This is a genomic window from Candidatus Weimeria sp. HCP3S3_B5, from assembly GCF_052064335.1.
Lineage (GTDB): Bacteria > Bacillota > Clostridia > Lachnospirales > Lachnospiraceae > Weimeria.
Genome location: NZ_JBQHVU010000002.1, coordinates 89,482 through 113,363 on the forward strand (window position 1 = coordinate 89,482; position 23,882 = coordinate 113,363).

At 47.1% G+C, this 23,882-nt stretch carries 22 protein-coding genes; 18 read left to right on the plus strand and 4 right to left on the minus strand.

The window, feature by feature from the left end:
* Positions 1-5: 5 nt before the first annotated feature.
* The 5 genes from ACTNCK_RS01705 (at position 6) to ACTNCK_RS01725 (ending at position 7,286) form a co-directional block, all read left to right on the plus strand.
* Positions 6-1,319, plus strand: a complete 1,314-nt coding sequence (locus ACTNCK_RS01705; RefSeq protein WP_441080601.1) for an extracellular solute-binding protein — start codon at positions 6-8, stop codon at positions 1,317-1,319.
* A gap of 94 nt (positions 1,320-1,413) precedes the next feature.
* Positions 1,414-2,790, plus strand: coding sequence for a carbohydrate ABC transporter permease (locus ACTNCK_RS01710; RefSeq protein ID WP_441080602.1), 1,377 nt, complete (start codon positions 1,414-1,416; stop codon positions 2,788-2,790).
* A gap of 1 nt (position 2,791) precedes the next feature.
* Positions 2,792-3,637: a sugar ABC transporter permease gene (locus ACTNCK_RS01715; RefSeq protein ID WP_441080603.1), complete on the plus strand. Its 846-nt coding sequence runs from the start codon at positions 2,792-2,794 to the stop codon at positions 3,635-3,637.
* Positions 3,638-3,699: 62 nt separating this feature from the next.
* The gene (locus ACTNCK_RS01720) at positions 3,700-5,358 is read left to right on the plus strand and encodes an extracellular solute-binding protein (protein WP_441080604.1); all 1,659 of its coding nucleotides are present in this window, start codon (positions 3,700-3,702) and stop codon (positions 5,356-5,358) included.
* 170 nt (positions 5,359-5,528) lie between these two features.
* A complete protein-coding gene (locus ACTNCK_RS01725; protein WP_441080606.1) occupies positions 5,529-7,286 on the plus strand; it encodes an ammonium transporter in 1,758 nt (585 codons plus the stop codon).
* A gap of 61 nt (positions 7,287-7,347) precedes the next feature.
* On the opposite strand, the gene ACTNCK_RS01730 is transcribed toward ACTNCK_RS01725, so the two are convergent.
* From ACTNCK_RS01730 to ACTNCK_RS01740, 3 genes are read right to left on the minus strand one after another with little or no spacing between them, the layout of a single operon-like run.
* Positions 7,348-8,346, minus strand: a complete 999-nt coding sequence (locus ACTNCK_RS01730; protein WP_441080607.1) for a FecCD family ABC transporter permease — start codon at positions 8,344-8,346, stop codon at positions 7,348-7,350.
* The gene (locus ACTNCK_RS01735) at positions 8,346-9,587 is read right to left on the minus strand and encodes an ABC transporter substrate-binding protein (RefSeq protein WP_441080608.1); all 1,242 of its coding nucleotides are present in this window, start codon (positions 9,585-9,587) and stop codon (positions 8,346-8,348) included. The genes ACTNCK_RS01730 and ACTNCK_RS01735 overlap by 1 nt, the downstream gene beginning before the upstream one ends.
* Positions 9,588-10,016: a hypothetical protein gene (locus tag ACTNCK_RS01740; RefSeq protein ID WP_441080609.1), complete on the minus strand. Its 429-nt coding sequence runs from the start codon at positions 10,014-10,016 to the stop codon at positions 9,588-9,590.
* A gap of 128 nt (positions 10,017-10,144) precedes the next feature.
* On the opposite strand from ACTNCK_RS01740, the gene ACTNCK_RS01745 reads away from it, so the two are divergent.
* Positions 10,145-11,638, plus strand: a complete 1,494-nt coding sequence (locus ACTNCK_RS01745) for a cobyric acid synthase (RefSeq protein ID WP_441080610.1) — start codon at positions 10,145-10,147, stop codon at positions 11,636-11,638.
* Here ACTNCK_RS01745 and ACTNCK_RS01750 read toward each other — a convergent pair.
* Positions 11,619-12,359 carry an ABC transporter ATP-binding protein gene (locus ACTNCK_RS01750; protein ID WP_441080611.1) on the minus strand — a complete coding sequence of 247 codons (741 nt, stop codon included), beginning with the start codon at positions 12,357-12,359 and terminating at the stop codon, positions 11,619-11,621. The two genes, ACTNCK_RS01745 and ACTNCK_RS01750, sit on opposite strands and share 20 nt — an antisense overlap.
* Before the next feature lie 41 nt (positions 12,360-12,400).
* Between ACTNCK_RS01750 and ACTNCK_RS01755 the strand changes: the two genes are divergently transcribed.
* Genes ACTNCK_RS01755 through ACTNCK_RS01810 form a run of 12 tightly spaced genes read left to right on the plus strand, consistent with a single transcriptional unit; the run spans position 12,401 to position 23,801 of the window.
* Complete coding sequence (locus ACTNCK_RS01755; RefSeq protein WP_441080612.1) at positions 12,401-13,162, plus strand: alpha/beta hydrolase family protein; 762 nt, start codon at positions 12,401-12,403, stop codon at positions 13,160-13,162.
* Complete coding sequence (locus ACTNCK_RS01760) at positions 13,159-13,788, plus strand: histidine phosphatase family protein (protein WP_441080613.1); 630 nt, start codon at positions 13,159-13,161, stop codon at positions 13,786-13,788. Before ACTNCK_RS01755 ends, ACTNCK_RS01760 begins: the two co-directional genes overlap by 4 nt.
* Before the next feature lie 3 nt (positions 13,789-13,791).
* The gene (gene cbiB / locus ACTNCK_RS01765; protein WP_441080614.1) at positions 13,792-14,817 is read left to right on the plus strand and encodes an adenosylcobinamide-phosphate synthase CbiB; all 1,026 of its coding nucleotides are present in this window, start codon (positions 13,792-13,794) and stop codon (positions 14,815-14,817) included.
* Positions 14,818-14,839: 22 nt separating this feature from the next.
* Complete coding sequence (locus tag ACTNCK_RS01770; RefSeq protein ID WP_441080615.1) at positions 14,840-15,877, plus strand: pyridoxal phosphate-dependent aminotransferase; 1,038 nt, start codon at positions 14,840-14,842, stop codon at positions 15,875-15,877.
* The gene (locus ACTNCK_RS01775) at positions 15,870-16,517 is read left to right on the plus strand and encodes a precorrin-8X methylmutase (RefSeq protein ID WP_441080616.1); all 648 of its coding nucleotides are present in this window, start codon (positions 15,870-15,872) and stop codon (positions 16,515-16,517) included. The genes ACTNCK_RS01770 and ACTNCK_RS01775 overlap by 8 nt, the downstream gene beginning before the upstream one ends.
* Positions 16,514-17,587 (plus strand): cobalt-precorrin-5B (C(1))-methyltransferase CbiD, encoded by a 1,074-nt coding sequence (cbiD, locus tag ACTNCK_RS01780; RefSeq protein WP_441080617.1) that lies wholly within the window; start codon positions 16,514-16,516, stop codon positions 17,585-17,587. Before ACTNCK_RS01775 ends, cbiD begins: the two co-directional genes overlap by 4 nt.
* The gene (gene cobM, locus ACTNCK_RS01785) at positions 17,584-18,333 is read left to right on the plus strand and encodes a precorrin-4 C(11)-methyltransferase (RefSeq protein WP_441080618.1); all 750 of its coding nucleotides are present in this window, start codon (positions 17,584-17,586) and stop codon (positions 18,331-18,333) included. Before cbiD ends, cobM begins: the two co-directional genes overlap by 4 nt.
* Positions 18,330-19,400 carry a cobalt-precorrin 5A hydrolase gene (locus ACTNCK_RS01790; protein ID WP_441080619.1) on the plus strand — a complete coding sequence of 357 codons (1,071 nt, stop codon included), beginning with the start codon at positions 18,330-18,332 and terminating at the stop codon, positions 19,398-19,400. The genes cobM and ACTNCK_RS01790 overlap by 4 nt, the downstream gene beginning before the upstream one ends.
* Entirely contained in the window at positions 19,397-20,725 is a 1,329-nt protein-coding gene (gene cobK, locus ACTNCK_RS01795) for a precorrin-6A reductase (RefSeq protein WP_441080620.1), read from the plus strand. The genes ACTNCK_RS01790 and cobK overlap by 4 nt, the downstream gene beginning before the upstream one ends.
* A gap of 3 nt (positions 20,726-20,728) precedes the next feature.
* Positions 20,729-22,075: a cobyrinate a,c-diamide synthase gene (locus ACTNCK_RS01800; protein ID WP_441080621.1), complete on the plus strand. Its 1,347-nt coding sequence runs from the start codon at positions 20,729-20,731 to the stop codon at positions 22,073-22,075.
* Entirely contained in the window at positions 22,053-22,310 is a 258-nt protein-coding gene (locus ACTNCK_RS01805; protein ID WP_441080623.1) for a cysteine-rich small domain-containing protein, read from the plus strand. The genes ACTNCK_RS01800 and ACTNCK_RS01805 overlap by 23 nt, the downstream gene beginning before the upstream one ends.
* Before the next feature lie 45 nt (positions 22,311-22,355).
* On the plus strand, positions 22,356-23,801 hold the full coding sequence (locus ACTNCK_RS01810; RefSeq protein ID WP_441080624.1) for a transglutaminase domain-containing protein: 1,446 nt from the start codon (positions 22,356-22,358) through the stop codon (positions 23,799-23,801).
* Positions 23,802-23,882 lie beyond the last annotated feature (81 nt).

Sequence of the window (23,882 nt, forward strand, 5' to 3'; positions counted from 1 at the left end):
AAGACATGAAGGCAAAGAAAATCGTAGCAACCCTTCTTACTGCTTCAATGGCAGCAGGAATGCTCGCAGGATGCGGTGGCTCAGCAACAAAGAGCAGCAGCACTGGAAAGGCAAGCAGCTCTTCCAAGAAGACTGAGACCAAGGATGTTACACTTACAGTCTGGGGTCCGCAGGAGGATCAGGCAGCCATCGACGGCAAGGATCAGTACAAGGATGGTATCCTTAAGTACATGTGTGACCAGTTCAACGAGGATCATCCTGAGTGGAACATCACATTCAAGTACGGTGTCTGCTCCGAGGGAGATGCCAGGGACACAGTCACAAAGGATGTTGATAACGCTGCAGACGTTTATATGTATGCAAACGATCAGATCCCTGCACTTGTAAATGCTGGAGCCCTCGCTCAGATCGGCGGTAACTATGCAGATCAGGTAAAGAAGGACAACGATAATTCTATCTCAACTTCAGTTACATTCAAGGACAAGGTATACGGAGTTCCTTATACTGGAAATACCTGGTTCCTTTACTACGACAAGAGCAAGTACTCAGCAGAAGATGTAAAGGATCTGGACACAATGATGTCAAAGGATCTTGGAAAGGGCGTTACAAACTTCGCATTCGCTCTTGACAACTCATGGTATATCTCAGCATTCTACTATGGAGCAGGCGGAACACTCTTCGGAGCTAACGGCGATGATCCTAAAGCAAAGTGTGACTGGGACAATGATCAGGGAATCGCAGCTACAAAGTACATGGTAGCACTTGCTAAGAACCCTAAGTTCTCAAACGAGAAGGATGGTTCATCTATCGCCAAGTTCAAGGACGGAAAGCTCGGAGCTTACTGCTCAGGATCATGGGATGCAGCAGCTATTAAGGAAGCTCTTGGAAAGAACTTCGCATGCACACAGCTTCCTGCAGTAACAATCAACGGACAGAAGGGTCAGCTCTGCGCCTTTGCTGGATCAAAGGCAATCGGTGTTAACCCTAAATGCAAGGATCAGGATGTAGCAGTAGCACTTGCTTCTTATCTCGGATCAGAGGCCTGCCAGAGGATCAGATTTGAGGCTCGTGGAATCATCCCTTGCAACAAGAAGCTCATTGCATCTAATACAGTTCAGAAGGATGAAGTCGCAGTAGCTCAGGCAAATACAATTGCCAACACCTCAAAGACACAGCCTGTACTTGACGAGATGGGCGCTTACTGGGATCCGGCAGCAACCATGGGCGGCGAGATCGTTAACGGAGATGTAACAGACGCTAACGCAGCAGAGAAGACCAAGAAGATGGTTGAGGGAATCAACAGCCAGATAGGCAAGTAATCACCAGAAACCAAGGTCTTGATATTATCACGAAGAACCCTGGCGCTCTCCGGGTACCCGGGGCGTCAGGGTTCTTTTACAGAGGACAAATCATATGAAGAAACAAAAGGTAAAGGATCCGGAGGAGATCACATTCCGAAACGCCCTTGCCCATGGAGACGCAGCGACGAGATGCTCGGCAGTGATCATGGGAGCCGGGAATTTCGCGCACAGACAGATAGGAAAGGGACTTATGTATCTGGCTGTGGAGCTTCTCTTTTTCCTGTATATGGCAGAGCTCGGAGTTGGATTCTTAAAAGGACTCGTAACTCTTGGAACCAATAAGGGAGGAGAGGTATGGAATGACGCCAAGCAGGTATATGAATATACCTCAGGCGACAACTCTATGCTTTTCCTGCTTTATGGAACCTTCACACTATTTGTGATTTTCTGCTTCGCCATGGTATGGGCTGACGGACTTAGAAGTGCCTACAAGTCACAGATCTATGCAAAGCACGGAAGACACTTAAACACTTTTGCAGAGGATATAAGGTCGCTGTTTGACGGCAATCTCTACAAGTTCCTGCTCAGCGGACCATTAGTCTGCATCTTTGCATTCACTATTGTACCGCTGGTTTTCATGGCTCTGATCGCATTCACGAACTACGATCAGCATCATCAGCCGCCTGGCTCTCTTTTCCACTGGGTAGGTCTTGAGAATTTCCAGGCCATGCTCTCATCCGATAACGGACTGGGATACGCATTCTGGCATATACTCGGATGGACCATTGTCTGGGCAATATTTGCAACATTCTTAAACTATATCTTTGGAATTGTCCTTGCTCTTATTATTAACAGAAGGGATACGAAGCTCAAGAGCCTGTGGAGATTCATCTTCGTGCTTTCTATCGCAGTACCTCAGTTCGTATCGCTGCTTATCATGAGGACAATGCTTCAGCCTGACGGAGCAGTAAATGTACTGCTTAAGAATGCAGGACTGATTCAGAAATCGCTTCCATTCTGGACTGATGCGACATGGGCAAGGGTTACGGTAATAATAATAAACCTCTGGGTAGGTATACCGTTTACAATGCTTCAGGTAACAGGAATCCTTCAGAATATCCCTAAGGAGCTTTATGAGGCAGCAGAGATGGACGGAGCAGGACCGCTTACTATCTTCTTCAAGATAACAATGCCATACATCCTGTTCGTAACGACTCCTTACCTGATCACATCCTTCGTAGGTAACATCAACAACTTCAATGTCATCTACCTGCTTACAGGAGGAGCTCCGGTTTCCATGGATTACAACAATGGAACCGCAGGAAAGACAGACCTGCTTGTAACCTGGCTCTATAAGCTGACAATTGACAAGAAGAACTATAACTACGGTGCAGTCATCTCGATACTCGTATTTATACTTTCCGCCACGTTCTCACTTATAGCGCTTAAGAAGTCAAAGGTATTAGAAAACGAGGAGGCGTTCCAGTAATATGTCAAGACAAGCAAGAAATATATTGGTCCATGCGATCCTTGTTGTACTATCAGTGATATGGCTGTTCCCTCTCTTCTGGGTAGTCATGATATCATTCAGGGCAGAAAAGGGCTCCTACACGACCACCTTCCTGCCAAAGAGCTGGACCTTAAAGAATTACACGACACTCTTTACAGATACAGATGTATTTAACTTCCCAAGATGGTTCTTAAATACTCTTGTTGTGGCTCTGGTATCCTGTGTAATAGCTACTTTCTTTATAGTAAGCATAGCATATGTAATGAGCCGTCTCAGATTCAAGGCCAGAAAGATGATGCTCAACATGAGCCTGATCCTTGGTATGTTCCCTGGATTTATGGCCATGATAGCTATCTATTACATCCTTAAGGGTGTAGGTCTTACTCAGGGAGGACTTAAGCTCGTAGCTCTTACTATTGTCTACTCAGGTGGCGCAGGAATCCTTAACTATTTCGTATGTAAGGGATTCTTTGATACCATACCTAAGGAGCTCGATGAGGCCGCAAGGCTTGACGGTGCTACCAATATGCAGATCTTTACAAAGATCACCCTTCCTCTGTCGAAGCCGATCGTGGTATATACGATACTTACCTCCTTCATCGGACCATGGTGCGACTTCATCTTCAGTAAGGTCATCATCGGTACCGATGCCAACTACTATACTGTGGCTATCGGACTCTGGAATATGCTCCAGAAGGAGAATATCTACCAGTGGTACACCAGATTCGCCTCAGGTGCTGTATGTATCTCGGTTCCTATCGCAATACTCTATATCGCGATGCAGAAATACTATACAGACGGACTCACAGGAGCCGTCAAAGGCTGATGAATATAAAGCCGCCCCGGCTGGGGTGGCTTTATTTTTTTGTTTGTTGTATAATTTTTATCATGAGAAAGAAGATTGTACAATTACTCTGCCTTTGTATGCTGACGGTCTTTTGTCTGGTATGCGCCTGTCTAACGGGTGATAAGCAGTATAGATCTGCCGAGAGAGAGCGTGTCATGAGGGCAGCGTCAAGGACTCCATTCGGCAGATATCCGTCAAAGGTGACCTATACCTTAGGCAAGCTTTCGGCAAGTAACAGATCCAATATGCCATCAGGCGATTCCTATCAGGATAATGCCTATACCAGGTATGTTGAAAAAAGGATCAACGTAGTAAATAAGGACGTATTTGAGCTTAGTGACAATAACTACAACGACCGTGTATCTATCTCGATCGCTTCAGGAAATATGCCTGATGTATGTCTGGTGAATGATGAGTCAACCTTGCGGAGACTTGTAAGCGCGGGCCTTGTCGAGGACCTGACCACCGCTTACAGGAACTGCGCCTCATCGAGGATCAAGAAGATATATGAGTCATACGGTGATGAGATATTTGAGCCGGTGACCTTTAATGGCAGGCTCTATGCCCTTCCCGAGACCAATATAGACAACGGTCCCTCTCTTCTATGGCTCAGACAGGACTGGATGGATGAGCTTGGTCTTTCTGCTCCTGTGGATATATCAGATGTAAGGACCATCCTTAAGGCTTTTAAGAGGGCCTATCCTGATTCTACGGGTCTTATCACGACTCCTGAGCTTACAGGAGATGCTGGGTATTCTCAGGAGTATCAGACCGATATCATTTTTGCAGCCTTTTCATCCTATCCAGGCCAGTGGTATAAGAAAAAGGGGCAATATGTCTACGGTTCTGTCCAGCCTGAGACAAAGGAGGCTCTTTCTTATCTCCGGGATATGTATAAGGAGGGGACTCTCGACCGGGATTTCTTTGTCAGGGATTCAGGTAATCTGATAGATCTTGTTACAGAAGGAAAATGCGGGGCTTTTTTCGGACCCTGGTGGGCTCCGAACAATCCTCTTATCGATTCAGTAAAAAAGGACAGCAGGGCCAGATGGATGCCATATCTTATCAAGACGGATTCTCAGGGCTTTACCAGCTTCCCCTCACAGAATCCTAATGGCAAGTTCGTAGTCGTAAGGAAGGGCTATAAGCATCCTGAGGTCGTTATGAAGATAGTAAGCGTGCTCTTTGATGATCTCCCTTACGGGAAGCCTGCGACAAGGGAGCTTGAGGACTACTATATAAATAATGTGGATCCTACTGCAAGACCCCTGTCAGTAAACGTTGATTTCAAGAATGCCCTTACCATCTGCTATAATGACCTTACAGCAGTCCTTCATGGCAAGATGAAGGCATCCTCTTTAGACCTGCTGGAGGGCTCCTATTATGAGGCCTGCAGGGACTATCTGAAGTCAGGGAAGGACTCTGATAAGGGATTATACAACTGGGCAGCCTATACCTCAAGGATTACCGCCTGCAGAGCCTTTACCAACAATAAGGTAAGGGAGGTGAATTGTCTTCATAATATAGAGACAGACGCTATGAAGAAGCGCTGGTGGAAGCTTAAGGAGCTTGAGCAGAAGACATTTCTGACCATCGTCACAGGAGAATCCCCCTTAAGCAGCTTTGATGAATTCACTAAGGAATGGTACAGACAGGGAGGCGGACTTATCACCTCTGAGGTAAGATCGCTTTATAAATAAATTTCCTCTTGACATATTTCAAGAAATAGTATATCCTTTATCACATCACAGACAAAGACGTCTGGTGCGCTATATAGCGCATCAGGCGTCATTTTTTTTGGGAATTGGAAGAGCATGGCCTTACCTGCAGAGAAGCGATGCGGCTTCCGTTTCTGGAATAGGAGGAAAAAATGCACTTTGAAATGACAACAGTAATCTGGGTGCTGATCTGCGCAGCACTGGTTTACTTCATGCAGGCAGGATTTGCACTGTGTGAGGCGGGCCTTACCAGAGCCAAAAACACAGGAAACATTCTGATGAAGAACCTGATGGACTTCTGTATAGGGACACCATGCTACTGGTTCATCGGATTCGGACTTATGTTCGCAGGAACAGGAAAGTTCATCGGTAAGTTCGATCCATTCATCACTCATGCAGCCCTTTATGGAGCCAAGAATTCGGTGGTTCCTCAGACAATGCCTTTATGGTGCTATGTAATATTCGAGACTGTCTTCTGCGCTACAGCAGCTACGATCGTTTCCGGATCCATGGCAGAGAGAACCAACTTCAAGGCATACTGTATCTACTCAGCCTGCATTTCACTTTTCATCTATCCTATAACAGGACACTGGGGCTGGGGCGGAGGCTGGCTCGCACAGCTTGGCTTCCATGATTTCGCAGGATCTGCACTTGTCCATATGGTCGGTGGAACGATTGCCTGCCTCGGAGCAGCAATGCTTGGACCTCGTATCGGTAAGTATGACAAGAACGGCAAGGCAAGAGCTATCCCGGGACATAACCTTACAGCAATGGCACTCGGAGTATTCATCCTCTGGTTCTGCTGGTTCGGTTTCAACGGCGGATCTACAACAGCAATGGCTTCAGGAGACAATGCATTTGTAGCATCACTTGCATTCATGAACACAAACCTTGCAGCAGCAGTCGCAACAGTAGTGGCAATGATCTTCACATGGTTCCGCTATGGCAAGCCGGATGTTTCGATGACATTCAATGCTTCACTTGCAGGACTTGTAGCTATTACAGCAAGCTGTGACTGTGTTACACCTGTTGGAGCCTTCTTCATCGGACTTGTAGCCGGGATTATAGTAGTATTCTCAGTAGAGTTCTTTGATAACGTAGCAAAGATCGATGATCCTGTAGGAGCTATCTCAGTACATATGGTAAATGGTGTCTGGGGAACTGTTGCGGTAGGTCTCTTCTCAGCCGGAAACGACGGGATAGCAAAGGGACTTTTCTATGGCGGCGGCTTCAAGCAGCTTGGAGTTCAGGTATTAGGCTTCATCTGCATTCAGGCATATGCCCTTGTAGTAATGTTCATTGCCTTCAAGATCATTGACAAGGCAGTAGGCCTTCGTGTATCAGAGCAGATCGAGATCGACGGTCTCGACTATGCAGAGCACGGACTTGTAAGCGCATATTCAGGATTTGCTATCACCGATGTCACAGACATGGAGGTCGATGCAAATGAGAACACTGATCTCGGTGAGGATGACTTCGAGAAGGCATCTGAGGCTCAGATCAATGCAGCAGTCAAGGTTCGCGAGGAGGCACCGCTTCCAGCAGATCTCGACAGCGGTATCCATAAGGTAACAATCATCTGCCGTCTGGCAAAGTTCGATGCCTTAAAGAAGGCACTGAACCAGGTAGGTGTTACAGGAATGACAATGTCACAGGTCATGGGATCTGGAATCGAGCGTGGCTCGACAACAAAGTACCGTGGTGCTGTAGTTGATTCGACACTTCTTCCTAAGGTAAAGGTAGAGGTAGTAGTCGGAAACGTTCCGGTTGAGAACGTGATAGAAGCTGCGAAGAAGACCCTTTATACCGGTCATATAGGCGACGGGAAGATCTTCGTATATAACGTTACCAGGGTTGTTAAGGTCCGCACCGGAGAGGAAGATTTCAAAGCCCTTGCTGATGTGGAATAAACAACATATATCTTTTCTTTCCTTTTTCAGAGGCGGCTGGTTTACAGCCGTCTCTAATATTTTATGCCCCCTGGTCTCTTTTGTTCTTTATTATCATGATTATCACTACAGGAGCTCCTATTATAGAGGTAACTGTGCTGATATTAAGCTCTGTAGGTGAGAAGAGAGTCCTTGCCATAAGGTCGCACACAAGGCACATAAGGGAGCCTGTAAGAAAGGCGGCTGGTATCACAAAAAGAGGCCTTGTATTTCCTAAAAGTCTCGAGGCAAGGAATGGAACAGCGACTCCAACGAAGGATACAGGCCCGGCAAAGGCGGCGGCTGTTGCTGAGAGGATACCGCTTATTATAATGATAAGGATCCGAAGCCGCTTTACATTTACTCCCATTGTAAAGGCATAGGATTCAGAAAGCATAAGAGCCTCTATAGGCTTTGACAGGGCAAGGACTATGATAAAGCAGGCCAAAACTATTATAAATGATATATGGACGCTTCTCATATCGGCTCCCGAAAAGCTTCCCCTGGTCCAGTTATGGAGATTTATTATGTCGTTGTCAGAAAAAAATGTGACAAGCATATCGCAGACAGCATTGCAGATATAGCCTGTCATTATGCCGGCTATAAGAAGTGGGGCTATTCCGCTTATATGGGATGATATAAGGACAAGAAATACAATTACAGCCATAGATCCGGCAAAGGCAGCGAGAACCATTGACAGGCTTGAAAGTCTTGCCGAAAAGGAGACTGACATAAATAGCAGGATAGCGACAGCCATCTTCGCTCCGGATGAAATACCAAGTACGAATGGACCGGCTATCGGATTTCTGAAATATGTCTGAAGCAGGAAGCCTGAAACGGCAAGGGCTCCGCCTATTATCATTGAAAGCAGAGCCCTTGGAAGTCTGATCTGTCTTATTATGACCTGATCCCTGTCAAGTATATGAGACAGGGGGATCCTTACTGAGCCGGTCGAAATGTTTATCAAAAAGAAGATGATAAGCAGGCATAAAAGCAGTACAATGGTCAGTATGAAACGTCTGTAGTCTTTTTTCTGTGTCATTAGTCAAGCCTTTTAAAATATTTTTTCGCTTTCTTACCCTTGATGATACGGTGCATGTCGTTTATTATCTGATCGCTCTCGTCAGCTGACTGATATATATCGGCGCTTGTCTCATATACATTTCCATCCCTTACAGCCTTCATATCACTAAATAGGCTGTTTCTGTCGGTAAGAGCGGATAAGGAACCTATGCTTCCTTCTATAGTTGTGTTTATTATCATTATATCTGTATCCCTTGCGGTCTTATAGAAATCCTCAAAGGAGAGATTTACAGTAGGAGAGTGCGAATCGCTGTCAGGGTTTTTAAGATCGGGGAAGGCATATTCTCCGCCGGCACGTTCTATCATTGCAGGTATATAGTCGCTTCCGGAACGGACGACTACATTGTTTTCTGCATCAAGAGAAAAATATGCGACGGACTTGCCGGTCTTTTCCAGCTGGTTTACCTTTTCTATGTTCTTGTACTTCTCGTTGAAGAAGCGGAAGGCCTCATTCTTATGACCGGTGATGATCCCGTAAACCTTTACCCATTCAAGCCTTGCCTCTGGAGTTGATTCATAACTCGAGTAATCGATCATCACAGGAATGCCTAGTTTAAGGAGTTTTTCCCTGACAGCAGGAGTATGAAGGATCATAGTTGATTCAATAGCCAACGAGGCTTTCCCGTCGGTAAGCCTTTCATAATCTGGAGCAGAATACTTTCCGGCGAACTTTATCTGCTTATTATCCATTGCATCCTTAAGCTGTGATATGGACCAGTCAGCGGGTCTAATGCTTGAGAAGCCTATATCATCTATAGCATTACAGGCCCTGAAGAAGGAACCGCATGCCGTAGCTGCAAGGTAGATATTGCCATGGCCCTGATCGATAATAGTAAGCTCGTCTCCGAAATCCTTTTTTACCTCATCTGTGGAGAAGTCCCAAGGGCAGATCAGGTAGTTCTGATTGCCCTCTATGACAAGCAGATAGAGGGTTTTACCGTACTTTTTATATTCTGTGACTGAGAAATGAGTGGCGGCCGTATTCTGGTAGGTCGTCCCCTCTGTAAAGCCGTTTGTGGAAAGCTTTTTTAAAAGCTCCTTCTCATTTCTGGTGCCTATGGCTGCCTTTTTCTGCTCTGTATAGACATATTGCTTTGTCCCGGAGGTAGGAAGGATAGAGCATGATGAAAGCAGAAGGCAGGCTGAGATAAGCAATAAGAAAACTGCTGGCATAGAATGGTCTCGCGTCTTCTGTGACATTTAATGTCTCCTTTCTTTTCTGATGAAAAGACCAGCAGCAATGACTGCTATTACTATAGCTGCAAGAACAGGGACGATAATGAGCGGGCCTGACCCGGTCCTTTTTGCCCTTGCTGTATCGAAGCGGATAGTGTATGAGATCTCGTGAGGCTTTGTCATAGCAGTCGTATCTCCTATGACACGAAGAGGCTTGTTTAAGTCCTTTACAGGTATATCAAAGCGTGAGTTGCCCTTCTTGTTTACCTTCAGATATTTCCTGCCGTCTACCTTCATATAGTCATAGTAGCCTGACGACCAGGTGATCTCTGCAGTTGTCTTTCCTGCTTTTATATGGACTGGAGCCGGAGAGGCAATACCAGCCCGCCCGCTGCCACCGGACAGGGAAACAGGAATTTCATAGTTACCAGATGATAAAGTTTTGTTATTCATAGGAGTAAGTATAGCATAGGTGGTGGGGGAGGTAAAGGTGAGGTGTGAGGTGTGAGGTGCGAGGTGCGAGGTGCGAGGTGTGACCAGATCTCATTGACCTTAATCCTCCAATATAGTACCATATCCCCATGAGAACAAATATACCATCCCTAACCAATAACCTTATGATCGCCGGTACTATGTCCGGAGTCGGGAAAAGCCTTCTTACTGCAGGGCTTTGCAGGATCTACAGCAGAAGAGGATACAGGGTCGCTCCATTCAAGTCACAGAATATGGCGCTAAACTCGACGGTAACTCCTGACGGAGGAGAGATAGCGACGTCGACAGCTCTTCAGGCTCTTGCCTGTGGCAGGGAGCCTTCTGTCGAGATGAACCCCATCCTTTTGAAGCCGACTAAGGACACGGCCTCCCAGGTCATAATAAATGGAAAGGCAGAAGAGACCCTGTCTGCTGCAGAATATTTCAGGATCAAGGGAAAGCTGCTTCCGATAATAAAAGAAAGTTATTATAAGCTTGCAAGGGATAATGACATAGTCTTTATCGAGGGAGCAGGCTCTGTATGCGAGCTTAATCTGATGAAAAATGATATAGTAAATCTTGGATTTGCAGCCGTTGTCGATGCACCTGTTCTGCTCGTAGGTGATATAGACCGGGGAGGCATATTTGCCCAGCTCTATGGTAGCATTGCCCTGCTTGATAAGCCGGACAGGGAGAGGATAAGGGCGCTTGTAGTAAACAGATTCCGCGGAGATGAGAGACTGTTTTCGGATGGAGTGGAAATACTAAAGCAGAGGACCAGACGGCCTGTAGCAGGAGTTCTTCCTATGATGCAGCTTGATCTGCCTGAGGAGGACTCGCTGTCAAGACGGCTTGAGAGGAATGATATATCGGATATAGATATTGCAGTAGCCGGACTCCCCCATATTTCAAACTATACTGACTTCCTCCAGCTGGAGAGATATCCTGAGGTCTCGGTCAGATATGTGCATTCAGTGGCGGATTTTCAAAAGCCTGATATGGTGATCATACCGGGGACCAAGAATACCATAAGGGATCTCAGGTGGCTTAAGAAAAGCGGACTTTCCGATCTTATAAAAAAATATGCCGGAAGGCTACCTGTGATCGGGATCTGCGGCGGCTATCAGATGCTTGGAGAGGTCATAAGAGATCCAGATGGAGTAGAAGAGGGCGGAGAGGAAGAAGGTCTTGGACTTATACCTATGATAACGGAGCTTTCTCCAGAAAAAACTACGGTAAGGACAGACGGGATACTTGCAAACGGAATGAAGGCAAGCGGATATGAGATCCATGCAGGCATAAGCAGCTTCACCAGGGAAGCAGAGCATCTTTTTCTTACCAGTGACGGAAGAGAGTGCGGATATATTGACAGAAAAGGAAGGATAGCCGGGACCTATATGCACGGCTTCTTTGATTCAGCAGAGATAACAGATTCTCTTGTGCACTCTCTTGCCCGGGAAAAGGGAGTAAGGGTAGAAACCCATTATACAAGCAATCTTTCAGAGGAAAATTCAAGGGAGCTTGACAGGCTCTCATATATGATGGAGGAGAAGCTCGATATGGACCTTATAGATTCAATCATATTCAGATCAGGGATGAGCTGATCCCGAAAAGCTTTTTTACGAAGTCCATGTCCTTAAGCGATTCCGGATCTCTGATCGAAGAGAGATGGGAGCTGTCAATCGTAATAAGCCTCGATGAGCACTCAGAGGCCAGAGAAAGCTCATGTATGGACATGATCACGGTGACACCCCGATCACTAAGGACAGAGAGTATCCTTCTAAGTAGATACTGGTATCTGAGATCGAGAAAGGCAGTAGGCTCGTCGAGCAGGAGATAAAGAGGCTTCTGACATAAGCAGCGGGATAGAAGGACCCTCTGTTTCTGCCCGTCACTTAGGGAATCAAAGAGTCTCTCACTAAGGTCAGTGGTCTCGGTAAGCTCCATTGCCTCATTTATTATATCCTGATCCTTTTCACTCAGCTTCCCGAAGAAGCCTGAGTAGGGATAGCGCCCTGCAGCCGTTAAGTCATAGCATCTGAGCCCGTTGCCCCGGATCCTGTCGGTGAACAGGGCGGCAATATTCATAGAGGCGCTTCTCCTGTCGACCGAAGAGAGGCTAAGCATCCTCCCGTCCTTTGCGCTGAATACTATATCTCCCGATACCGGAGGAAGCAGACAGGAAAGAGTCCGTAAAAGAGTTGATTTACCGCTTCCGTTGGGGCCTGTAATGCTTATTATCTCTCCGGCTTCTATCTTCATATCGGGCACTCTTACGAGCGGTCTTCTGCCGTATCCGATTGACAAATCCTTAAATTCCATCATAATAGTAGAAGTATAGCATATTTTTGAAAGGAACGTAAACGTTGGAAAAGAAATTTGATATAAATAAGGAAGGCTACAGCGTCCGCTGCCTTTACTACTATGATAAGGATCCGAGACATGCCGATGATCTGGTCATATCTACCTACGGCTTCGGAGGCAAGAAGGAGAATCATGCGACTGAGAAGCTGGCAGACAAGCTTATCTCAAAGCATAAGGAGTTCGGAGTCATAACCTTCGACTGGCCATGCCATGGCGAGGATGCAAGAAACCGGATGATACTTGACGAGTTTCTTGAATACTACAGGATGGTAACCGACTATTGCAGGCAGGAGTTTGGGGCAAAGAGGATCTATGCCTACGGGACCAGTCTCGGAGGCTATATGACCCTGTTTTATCTGACCCGTTTCGGTAATCCCTTTACCAGGATAGCACTCCGTGTCCCGGCCCTTAATATCTACAGTAACCTTACATCCGATATCACCGATGAGGAATGGAAGAAGCTTGACAAGGGCAAGGATATAATAAGGGGATATACGAGAAAGATAAAGGTTTCTGAGGAATTTTTAGACCAGCTTAAGGCGGCGCCGGTCACAGATAAGGATTTTATGGATTTCGCAGACCAGATGCTTATAATAGCAGGGTCAAAGGACCAGTATACAAGCGTGGATCAGATAAGGGATTTCTGTGAGAAAAATGTGATAGAATACCAGGTAGTCGAAAATGCCGATCATCCCTTTACAGATCCGTCGCTAATGGATTATGCGATTTCACTGATAATAGACTGGTTTGGTGAGAAGGAATGAAGAAGAAACTGCGGATCCTTATCCTGCGTCATGGTATGACAAAGGGCAACAGCGAGAAAAGATACATAGGAAAAAGGAGCCAGGAGCCACTTTCCAAAGAAGGAGAAAGGCTTTTGCGAGAAAATGCATCCGGCTATCCCAGCTCCATGTATCTGTTCGTAAGTCCTTCTCTTCGGGCAGTAAATACAGCAAGGATCATATATCCGAGACTTTTTTCAAGAAGGATAGTCATCCCGGTATTCGACGAGATGGATTTCGGCATCTTCGAGGGAAAGAATTACAAGGATCTGTCGGATAATGCCACCTACCGCCAATGGGTAGACGGAGGCTGCCTTGGGATGATACCGGGAGGAGAGGATATGGAGAGCTTTAAGGAAAGGGTAAGGGAGGGCTTTTCTATAGTAATAGATACTATAGAAAAGGAGCATAAGGAGCTTTCTCTTATACATATCACAGGGGCAGAGGATTTCAGCCCCAAAAGACGTCTTTCTGAGGTGACAGACGCTGTGATAGTAGCCCACGGAGGGACCATAATGGCACTGCTTTCATCCTTTCTGGATCAGGATTATTTCAGCTTCGATGCTGCCTGCGGAGAGGGCTATATACTTACGGTGACAGTGGACTGATATATGGGAATTATAAGACTTCATCTTTATGGCTTTTTTGCCGGTTTCCTTCTGGATTTGATAATAGGCGATCCCCACTGGTTTATCATCCATCCGGTCAGGCTCTATGGTGGGCTCATTGCCTTACTTGACAAGCTTTTTCTAGGAGCATCAGATAAGGGCAGGCACAAGGAGGCAGGAGAAAGGCAGCTTATATTAAGTGAATATGCGACAGGAGTCTTTACTCTGGCCATTGTCGTCCTTATTGCAGGAGCTGGCAGCGCCCTTATCCTCTATCTCTGCTACAGGATATCGGATCTGGCTTTCATGATCGCAGAGGCCATCCTTACCTGCACGGCCCTGTCAGGATCATCTCTTATAAGAGAGACCACCCCTGTAAGAAGAGCCTTAGAGGATAATGACATAGGAGAGGCCAGAAGGAGGCTGTCCTTTGTAGTAGGAAGGGATACGGATCACCTGTTATGTGATGAGATAGCAAGGGCTACAGTCGAGACCCTGGCCGAAAACTTAAGCGATGGCATTATTTCACCGCTTTTTTTTCTGGCTCTGGGGGGCCCCTGTGCAGGTCTTGCCTTTAAGGCAGTAAGCACAGCAGATTCCATGATAGGCTATAAGAGCCGGAGATACTATTCATTTGGCAGGGCCTCAGCAAGGACCGACGACCTGCTAAATCTATTACCGGCCCGTCTGAGTGCACTGCTTATAATGGCAGCATCGTTTCTCCTGAAGGGATGCTCTGCCTCCCGGGCATTTAAGGTCTGCAGAAGGGATCATGGCAGGACAGAGAGCCCTAATGCAGGCTATCCTGAGTCGGCAATGGCCGGATCGCTCGGGATCAGGCTGGGAGGAGCCGCCTCATATAACGGAAGCATGATAGAGCGTCCCTGCCTGGGAGAGGGAAGCTCTGATAAGGAGCCTGACTGCAAGGCAATAGTCACGGCACAGAGGATAGTCAGACTCTCAACACTGCTGATGGAAATCATCTGCCTTTTTGTGCTATACTTTACAGTGATCTGTTGCAGGGCATGATAAGGGATACAGGAGGGCTTTTATGCAGTATCATGGCGGAGACGTCTACAGAAATAAGGATATAAGACTTGATTTTTCGGTAAACACCAATCCCCTGGGAACACCCCAGAGGGTAATGGATGCTGCCAGGGAGGCAGCAGAGCTTATTGGACAGTATCCGGATCCGCAGCAGGAGGAGCTTAGAAAAAGACTCTCAGACATTCTGGTGACAGAGCCTGACCAGCTGCTTCTAGGAAACGGAGCCTCTGAGCTTTTCCTTGATATAGTATATACACTAAGGCCTGGGAGGATAGGAGTAGTGGTACCATCCTTTGGAGGATACAAGTATGCAGCTGCAGCAGTAGGCGCAGACCTCATTGAGTATCCGCTCAGGGAAAAGGACGGATATCTGCTTGATACTGATGTGGCAGCAATGATAGACAGCGGGATCGATATGCTTATCCTTGCGACACCAAATAATCCTACAGGACGGACCATACCCATCCCCCTCCTCGAAAAGATACTTAAGCACTGCCAGAGAAAGAATGTGATCGTGGTGCTCGATGAATGTTTCATGGCGCTTAGCGATATGCATGACGATTACGAGGATTTCCTGTTCAGGAGTACCTTTGACAATGTGATCAGGGTATCGGCCCTCACCAAGTCCTTCGCTATGCCGGGAGTAAGGCTTGGCTACCTTATTGCTCCGAAGAAGCTTGCCTTGCGGATAGCCTCTCATCAGAGTGAATGGAATGTATCGATCTTTGCAGAGAGGTGCGGGCTTGCGGCAACTTATGAGGGAGACTATCTGATAAGGAGCAGATCCTTCCTGCGTACCGAGAGAGGATTCGTTCAGAGCGGCCTTATGGGAATGGGGATAATAGTCTTTCCGGGAGAGGCCAATTTCCTTATGATAAAGACAGATATCCCTATATATAAGAGACTTCTCGAAAAGGGTATCCTGATAAGGGACCTTTCGGACTTTGACGGTATAGGAGAGGGCTACTACAGGATAGCTATAAAGGACAGACCGAAGAACATGCTTCTTCTGGCCGCTGTACAGGAGATAGTGAATGGATAATGATTTCATCTATGTGAAGCCGACAGATATAGAAAGAGAGAGCTTTCGGATCATAGGAGAGGAGTTGTCTGGGAAGGGTATAGTCCTTAAGAAAAAGCAGGAGCCCTATATCAAGAGATGCATCCATACCAGTGCCGATTTTTCCTATGCTACAACACTTGCCTTTTCGAGAAACGCTACATCTGTGCTAGAGGGCCTTTTAAGAGAGCATGCCTCAGTGATCTGTGATACCCATATGGCGCTTTCGGGTATCAATAAGACAGCACTTGAGCGGGCCGGCTGCAGAGCCTACTGCTTCATGACAGACGAGAGAGTAAAGGAGATGGCAGGGAAGGAGGGCACTACAAGGGCAGCTGCAGCAGTAAGTGCTGCTTCACATATAGAGGGAAGGAAGATATTCTGCATAGGTAATGCTCCGACGGCCCTTATAGAGCTGAATAAGCTCTATAAGGAGGGCAGGCTTACTCCCGACTTTGTGATAGGAGTTCCGGTAGGCTTCGTAAACGTGGTCTATGCCAAGGAGCTGATAATAAACAGTGATATCCCATATATAGTAAACCGGGGAAGAAAGGGAGGAAGCCCTATAGCAGCCTGTCTTATAAATGCAGCTCTTTACCGGATAGAAAACAGGCAGCTATGAAGGAGCTTAAGCGCGGATTTACGACAGGTTCCTGTGCAGCCCTTGGGGCAAAGGTAGCTTCATGCATGGCTCTTTTCGGCAGGGTTCCTTATGGCATATCCATTGTTACTCCGGCAGGAGTCAGATATTCTCCTGAATACAGGATAGCAGAAGATGGCTTCTGCGAGGTGGTAAAGGATGCCGGAGATGACCCTGATGTGACCGACGGGATCACGATAAGAGCCGGAGTAAGGCTTATACCATCAGACATACCCGGTATCAGGGTGACTATCGATGGCGGCAGAGGAGTAGGCAGGGTGACTAAGGCAGGGCTTGACCAGCCGCCCGGAGAGGCCGCTATAAATACTGTCCCAAGGCGGATGATAGAGGAAAATGTAAGAGAGATAGCAGACAAAGCTGACTTCAGCGGCACTATAGCTGTGATAATAGAGGCCACAGGAGGGGAGAAGATAGCTGAGAGGACCTTTAATCCAAGGCTTGGAATAACAGGAGGCATATCTATACTCGGTACTACAGGTATAGTGGAGCCAATGAGTGATTCGGCTCTTATAGATACCATAAGGGTAGAGATACATCAGAGAAGGGTGCTGGGAGAGAAAAGACTTTTTCTGGCATTTGGAAATTACGGACAGGAGTTTCTGAAGAGGGATTTTGGCCTTGACTTAGATGCTGCGGTAAAGTGCTCCAACTTCATAAAGGATGCCCTTCTTATTGCTTGTGAGGAGGGCTATAAGGAGCTGATCCTTGTGGGACATCTGGGCAAGATAGTAAAGGTGGCCGGAGGCTTTTCCAATACCCATTCGAAGTACGGGGACTGCAGGATGGAGATCCTTACGGCAGCTCTTGTCAGATCAGGTATCCCGGTGGAGATTAGGGATCTTAGGATGCTTCTTTCTATGAATACGACAGAGGAGGCAGCGGATTTTCTTGCAGAAAAGGGCTTTCTTGCTAAAGTCGCAGAGGTCCTTAAGGAAGAGATCATGGAGACTATCGGTATATGGGCCCCGGAGCTTAGGGTAGAGATTCTTATCTATACGTTGGGACAGGGGCTGATAGGAGAATATAAATGATACATTTTGTAGGAGCAGGACCGGGAGCAGTTGACCTTATCACTGTAAGAGGACAGAGGCTTATTGAAAAGACAGATGTGCTTATCTATGCGGGCTCCCTTGTAAGCGATGATTTTTCGGATCTCTTAAAGCCGGGTGCAAGCCTTTACAACAGCGCCTATATGACCTTAGAACAGGTCTGTGAGATTTTCCTTAAGTCTGATGAAATGGGACTTGACCTTGTAAGGCTTCATACAGGAGATCCTTCACTCTTTGGCGCCATAGCCGAGCAGCAGGCCTTTCTCAAAAAAAACCATATTCCATATGATATTACTCCGGGAGTGACCGCAGCATTTGCTGCTGCAGCAGCACTGGGAATAGAGTACACTCTTCCGGGTATCAGCCAGACACTTATTCTAACGAGAGCAAAGGGAAGAACTCCGGTCCCTGACAGGGAGACTATAGAGGCTCTTTCAGCTACGGGCTCATCGATGGCCATATATCTGAGCGTGAAGAGCGCAGCCGAGGTAAAGGAGGCCCTGCTTTTAGGAGGCTATAAGGAAACGACACCGGCAGCCATAGTATACAGGGCAAGCTGGCCGGACCAGAGAGTCATAAGGACTAGGGTAGCAGAGCTTGACCGGGCCCAGCAGGAATCTGGAATAGAAAAGACAGCCCTTCTTATAGTTGGAGATGCTCTTCTGCAGTCTGACTTTGACAGGAGCTGTCTCTATGACCCGGACTTTTCGACGGAGTACAGGAAATGATCAGAGTTATCTATTTTACAGATAAGGCAGAAAGGCTGGCCTCCTCGATAACTGAGTATACAGATCTTCTCGACGGCAGGTGTGGAGGAGTTGAGGATGCGCTGTCAGAGTCCTTCGAGAAGAAGATAGATCTGCTTTTCATAGGAGCAGCAGGCATTGCAGTCCGTCTGATAGCCCCATATATAAAGGACAAGACGACGGATCCGGCAGTCCTCTGCATGGATCAGGAGGGCAGATATGTGATCCCGCTTCTTTCGGGCCATATAGGAGGAGCGAATGATCTGGCAAGAAGCATAGCAGCCCAGACAGGAGCGACAGCGGTTATCACTACGGCTACAGATCTTGAGAAGGTATTTGCGGTCGATATTTTCGCAAAAAACAACGGACTTGGTATTTTAAATCCCTCCGCGATAAAGACGGTTTCCTCAATGGTCCTTAAGGGAGAGTCAGTTCCTGTAAAGACAAAGGATCCGACGCTTATCCTCCAGGAGGAGACAAGGAGGTTCCTGCGCCCGGTAAGGGACGATGAGAGACCAGTCATAAACGTGGTGGATAAGGAATGGATCCTATCCATGCTTCAGCTTACAGGAATAGATCCATATATGCCTCTTCCCGACAGGGATACAAGGGAGGACCTCCTGCTTGACTGCGGAGTCAGCAGCAGATGCCTCTATCTCTACGAGAGGGATTTATGCCTTGGCGTTGGCTGCAGAAAGGGTACCCCTGTAGATGATATATTTGCCTTTCTTCGCGACTGCCTGTTTCACAAGAGGCTTCCCATGGCCTGTCTTGGCTCTGTATCCTCTATAGATATCAAAAAGGACGAGCCCGGTATAATAGGGCTCTGCGGAGCCCTTAAGGTTCCCTACTATACCTATACGGCAGCAGAGCTTATGGCCCTGAAGGGCAGCTTCCATTCATCAGAATTCGTAAAGGAAAAGACAGGAGCAGATAATGTCTGCGAGAGAGCAGCAGCTCTTACAGCGGGAGTCACAGCAGAAAGGCTTGTCGGCAGAATGAAGACAGACCGGGTCACGCTAAGCATTTACAGAAGAGGAAGCATATGAAAAATATAGTCATCTTTTCAGGAACCACAGAGGGGAGAATGCTTGCTGAATCGTTTGCTATCGCAGGCATAGCCGTAAGCGTCTGTGTGGCGACTGAATACGGACAGGAGGTAATGGAGAACTCTCCTCTTATCGATGTAAATGTTGGGAGAATGGACGAGGGGGAGATAAGGACCTTCCTTGAAAAGAAGCAGGCTGATCTGGTCTTCGATGCTACCCATCCATATGCGACTCTTGTCACAGAAAACATAAAAAAAGCCTGCAGGTCCCTTTATCTGCCGCTCAAGCGTATAATAAGGGACAGAGGAGAGGACTGCCATACCGGCTATAGGATAAATATGGCCTCTGATACAAGGGAAGCAGTATCAATGCTTTTGAATATACCCGGAAATATCTTCCTTACAACAGGGAGCAGGGAGCTTTTAGACTTTGCAGCCCTGCGGGAGAGGCTTTATGTAAGGGTCCTGCCATCAAGGGAGGCTATAGGCCTGTGTGAGAGAGCAGGAATAGAGAAAAGCCATATAATAGCCCAGCAGGGCCCATTCACCTGCGAGGAAAACCTGGCCATTATAAGGAGATATGATATAGGGGTCCTGGTGACAAAAAGCTCCGGCAGGAACGGAGGCTATCAGGAGAAGCTTAAGGCAGCAGAGACAGCAGGCATAGAGACTATAGTGATAGAAAGGACTCCACGCGGGCCGTCAGAGGAGAAAAGGGAGCGGACCCTTACTCTTATAGGAGCAGGATGCGGAGAGGGTACGCTTACGGCTGATGCCATAAGGGCAATAGAAGATGCCGATCTGATAATAGGCTCATCCCGCCTGCTTGCATACAGAATAGTAAGGGAGAGCCCGGCTCCTAAGGAGTCCGCCTATAAGGCAGAGAAGATAAATGAGATATTATCAGAAAAGAAACCTTACAGGCCTGTGGTCCTCTACTCAGGCGACAGCGGCTTCTATAGCGGAGCCAGATCCCTGATAGCGGCTGCTTCGGAGGGCATGAGGCTATTGGTGATACCTGGTATCTCATCGGTAGCGGCCCTTTCAGCCCTGACACATATCCCCTATGATAATGCTTTTATAAAGTCATATCATGGAAGAGCCATTGACAGTAAGGAGCTTGCACAGGCGGTAAAGAGTCACAGGGCATCGTTTATACTCCTTTCCGGAAAGGATGATCTCTATAGCCTGCTTTCGCTTTTTCCTGACAAAAGGATAATAGCCGCCCAGGACCTGGGAGGAGAGCTGGAATGGGTAGGAGAGATAGATAAGGAGAGGGTGGATGGCCTTAAGGGATCGCTTTTTACAGTGCTTGTCACGGAGTAGACGATGAAAGGACTTATGATAGCCGCTGACAGGAGCGGCTCAGGAAAGACTACGCTTACAAGAGCGCTTATATATGCTCTTATGGAAAAAGGCATGGATGTCATTCCCTTCAAGTGCGGACCGGATTATATAGATCCCATGTACCATTCTCTCATAAGCGGGAAAAGAGGGCATAATCTTGATACCTTCTTTACTGACCATGACAGGACGAGCAGGCTCTTTGCCAGAGAAATGGGCTCTGTCAGGGAAAACTCTATAGCCATAGTAGAGGGTGTAATGGGATTATACGATGGACTGGGAGGCTTTTCGGCAGAGGGGTCCTCATACGATCTTGCAGATGCGCTTGGAATGCCCATCGTCCTCTGTATAAATGCAAGGGGAGCAGCCCAGACTCTTATAGCACTTATTTCAGGAATTTTAAGCTTCGATAAAAGCAGGCTGATAAGGGCCATATTCTTAAACCAGGTATCGGACGGCTTCTACCCGGTCCTGAAGAAAAGGATAGAGCAGGCTTTCGGGCTTCCTGTTATAGGTCATTTCCCGGCTGATCAGGGAATCGAGCTAGCCAGCAGGCATTTGGGCCTTCTGCGTCCTTGGGATATCGATATAAGGAAGGATAAGGCCAGACTTTCCCAGATCTCCATGGACAGGATAGATATTAATAGGCTGCTTTCGATAGGAGAGATGCCTGACATTAAGGAGCCATCCTTCGAACCTGCCGGTAAAAGAGCAGTGATAGCCATCGCAAGAGACAGGGCCTTTGACTTTTTTTACAGTGAAAATGAGCTTGTGCTTTCGGATAAGGGAGCTCATATAGTGTATTTTTCTCCGCTCTCTGATAAGAAGCTTCCTGAGGGTACAGCTGGGATCATCCTTCCAGGCGGATATCCGGAGCTCTATGCAGATCAGCTGAAGGATAATCAGGAGATATGCGGGCAGATAAGGGATGCCTTAAGGAGTGGAATGCCTCTTCTGGCCGAGTGCGGAGGCTATATGTATCTTCACGAGAGCATAGGGGGAAGCGGCCCTCTGGTATCTGTTCTTGACGGGGATGTCCATGATTGCGGCAAAAGCCTGCGCTTCGGCTATCTGACCTGTAGCGACAGGGGGCACTTCTTCATAAAGGAGGGTAAAGAGATAAGGGGGCATGAATTCCATTACTATGACACAAAAGACAATGGAGACGGTGCCGTCGTGACAAAGCCAGGAAGCGGGCGGGTAAGGAGGGCAGGTTTCTGTGGCAGCAGAAGCTTCATGTCCTTCATGCATTTCTACTATCCGTCATATCCGGACTTTGCCGGACATTTTCTAAAGGAGGCAGCATCCTATGCAGCAGGAAAAGGGCTATGAAAACAGCTATAAGTATTTTGAAAACAGGGACTGCAGATACTATCCCTGCCACAGGTCAGACCATATCAACTGTCTCTTCTGCTACTGTCCCCTCTATAGGGAAGAGACCTGTCCGGGAACATATAAGTGGATAGAGACAAAAGATGGAAGAAAGGTTAAATCCTGCATCGACTGTATCTGGCCACACATGCAGAAAAACTATGAAAAAATCATGAACATTCTTTCTAAATGTTGAAAAGCCGCCTCACTGAGTCTATGATAGATTCTGTGAGGTATTTTTATGAGAAAGAAATTATTAGCAGTTATTTTATCATTACTTATCCCTCTTGCAGGATCTGCAGCTGGTATCACGCCTGTAAGCGCAGCAGAGCAGACACATAGCCTGCCATGCGGGGATATACATTCAAGCGTTAAGAAATTCGCGAAAAAGAGCAGGGTAGACAAAAGGGTCTATTCGTCAGAAACTGTAAAAAGTGACCCATACTGGGACCAGTTCTCAGGCAGCATTTACTATGAGCAGATGGGAAGCAGCCAGAGACAGCTTTATGACAAGCTTAAGAGTCTATCACAGAGGTATCTGACCGGAAATGCGACAGCCTCTGTTATGACACTTGATGACGGAAGCAGCGGCTACTATACCGATTCAGTGACATATTCAGACATGTCATCGGCTCAGGCCTTCTATGTAGCGACTATATTTTTCTATGAGAACCCGCAGTATTATTTCCTAAACGACGGGATAGGATATACAGAGCCGCTAAGCTCCCTCTTCTGGGGCATATCTGAGCCAGGGACCATAAGTCTTGGGATCTATTCCAGATATGCCAGCGCCAGCGCCAGAAAGACCTATACAGAAAAGTATAAGGATGCGATAAACAAGGTGATCTCCAAAGCCTCATCATACAAGAGCGATCTGGCAAAGGAGACCTACTTCCATGATAGTCTGGCCAAGAATGTATCATACAACGGTGATACCGATGATAATAATGAGGATGATACCCAGAGCCAGAGCGCTGCATCAGTATTTCTTCTGAAGAAGACAGTCTGCGCCGGATTTACCAAGGCCTTTTCCCTGCTTCTTAATTCCCAGGGGATAAAGAACGTGGGAGTCACAAGCGATTCCCATGCCTGGAATGAGGTTATGATAAATGACATCTGGTACATAACCGATGTGACCTGGGATCAGAACAAGTGGCCATCCCATGATTTCTTCAATATAAGTGAGTCAGAGATCAGGAAGTCAGATTCCCAGTGGGCCCATCTGCCTCTGTCATGCTATTACGGAATCCGTCCTGAGTGCGTTACCGATCATGATTCATCGGTGGATGCCATAGATCTGACAAGCACCGACAGCAGCCAGGCGGATACGGACAGCGGCAATGACACTAATAAGGAAAACCCTACCATAACACCGGTCACTCCTTCTCCTCAGGAGGTGACTTCTCCTCGCCCTGCAAAGCCTTATAGCTTTTCGGTAAAGAAGACAGGAAAGGGAGCCCTTACTCTGAAGATAAAGACAAGTGAGAAGGTAGCCGGATTCTATATATACTACCGCCTGAAGGGAGATAAGGTCTGGGATACCAGGTATATAAAGGTAAACGGCAGGCAGAAGACCTTTAAGCTAAGTGGACTTGTGTCAGGGAGGATATATCAGATAAAGGCGTTCTCGTCTGACAGTAAGGGAACTCTTTCGAAGGGGACTAAGATCAGGGTAATTAAGGCTTGATTTTCCATAGATTCCACTTGAAAATATGCCAAAAAATGATAAAATCTAACATAGATTTTATATTTTCAAGAAACTAAAGTC

Excerpts from the sequence above, each read along its gene's own strand:
- ACTNCK_RS01770 (WP_441080615.1), top strand. The coding sequence starts at position 14,840 with ATGCAGTATCATGGCGGAGACGTCTACAGAAATAAGGATATAAGACTT.
- cbiB (WP_441080614.1), top strand. The coding sequence starts at position 13,792 with ATGGGAATTATAAGACTTCATCTTTATGGCTTTTTTGCCGGTTTCCTT.
- cbiD (WP_441080617.1), top strand. The coding sequence starts at position 16,514 with ATGAAGGAGCTTAAGCGCGGATTTACGACAGGTTCCTGTGCAGCCCTT.
- cobM (WP_441080618.1), top strand. The coding sequence starts at position 17,584 with ATGATACATTTTGTAGGAGCAGGACCGGGAGCAGTTGACCTTATCACT.
- ACTNCK_RS01715 (WP_441080603.1), top strand. The coding sequence starts at position 2,792 with ATGTCAAGACAAGCAAGAAATATATTGGTCCATGCGATCCTTGTTGTA.
- ACTNCK_RS01720 (WP_441080604.1), top strand. The coding sequence starts at position 3,700 with ATGAGAAAGAAGATTGTACAATTACTCTGCCTTTGTATGCTGACGGTC.
- ACTNCK_RS01775 (WP_441080616.1), top strand. The coding sequence starts at position 15,870 with ATGGATAATGATTTCATCTATGTGAAGCCGACAGATATAGAAAGAGAG.
- ACTNCK_RS01730 (WP_441080607.1), bottom strand. The coding sequence starts at position 8,346 with ATGACACAGAAAAAAGACTACAGACGTTTCATACTGACCATTGTACTG.
- ACTNCK_RS01750 (WP_441080611.1), bottom strand. The coding sequence starts at position 12,359 with ATGATGGAATTTAAGGATTTGTCAATCGGATACGGCAGAAGACCGCTC.
- ACTNCK_RS01745 (WP_441080610.1), top strand. The coding sequence starts at position 10,145 with ATGAGAACAAATATACCATCCCTAACCAATAACCTTATGATCGCCGGT.
- ACTNCK_RS01725 (WP_441080606.1), top strand. The coding sequence starts at position 5,529 with ATGCACTTTGAAATGACAACAGTAATCTGGGTGCTGATCTGCGCAGCA.
- ACTNCK_RS01740 (WP_441080609.1), bottom strand. The coding sequence starts at position 10,016 with ATGAATAACAAAACTTTATCATCTGGTAACTATGAAATTCCTGTTTCC.
- ACTNCK_RS01790 (WP_441080619.1), top strand. The coding sequence starts at position 18,330 with ATGATCAGAGTTATCTATTTTACAGATAAGGCAGAAAGGCTGGCCTCC.
- ACTNCK_RS01735 (WP_441080608.1), bottom strand. The coding sequence starts at position 9,587 with ATGTCACAGAAGACGCGAGACCATTCTATGCCAGCAGTTTTCTTATTG.
- ACTNCK_RS01805 (WP_441080623.1), top strand. The coding sequence starts at position 22,053 with ATGCAGCAGGAAAAGGGCTATGAAAACAGCTATAAGTATTTTGAAAAC.
- ACTNCK_RS01710 (WP_441080602.1), top strand. The coding sequence starts at position 1,414 with ATGAAGAAACAAAAGGTAAAGGATCCGGAGGAGATCACATTCCGAAAC.
- cobK (WP_441080620.1), top strand. The coding sequence starts at position 19,397 with ATGAAAAATATAGTCATCTTTTCAGGAACCACAGAGGGGAGAATGCTT.
- ACTNCK_RS01705 (WP_441080601.1), top strand. The coding sequence starts at position 6 with ATGAAGGCAAAGAAAATCGTAGCAACCCTTCTTACTGCTTCAATGGCA.
- ACTNCK_RS01800 (WP_441080621.1), top strand. The coding sequence starts at position 20,729 with ATGAAAGGACTTATGATAGCCGCTGACAGGAGCGGCTCAGGAAAGACT.
- ACTNCK_RS01810 (WP_441080624.1), top strand. The coding sequence starts at position 22,356 with ATGAGAAAGAAATTATTAGCAGTTATTTTATCATTACTTATCCCTCTT.
- ACTNCK_RS01760 (WP_441080613.1), top strand. The coding sequence starts at position 13,159 with ATGAAGAAGAAACTGCGGATCCTTATCCTGCGTCATGGTATGACAAAG.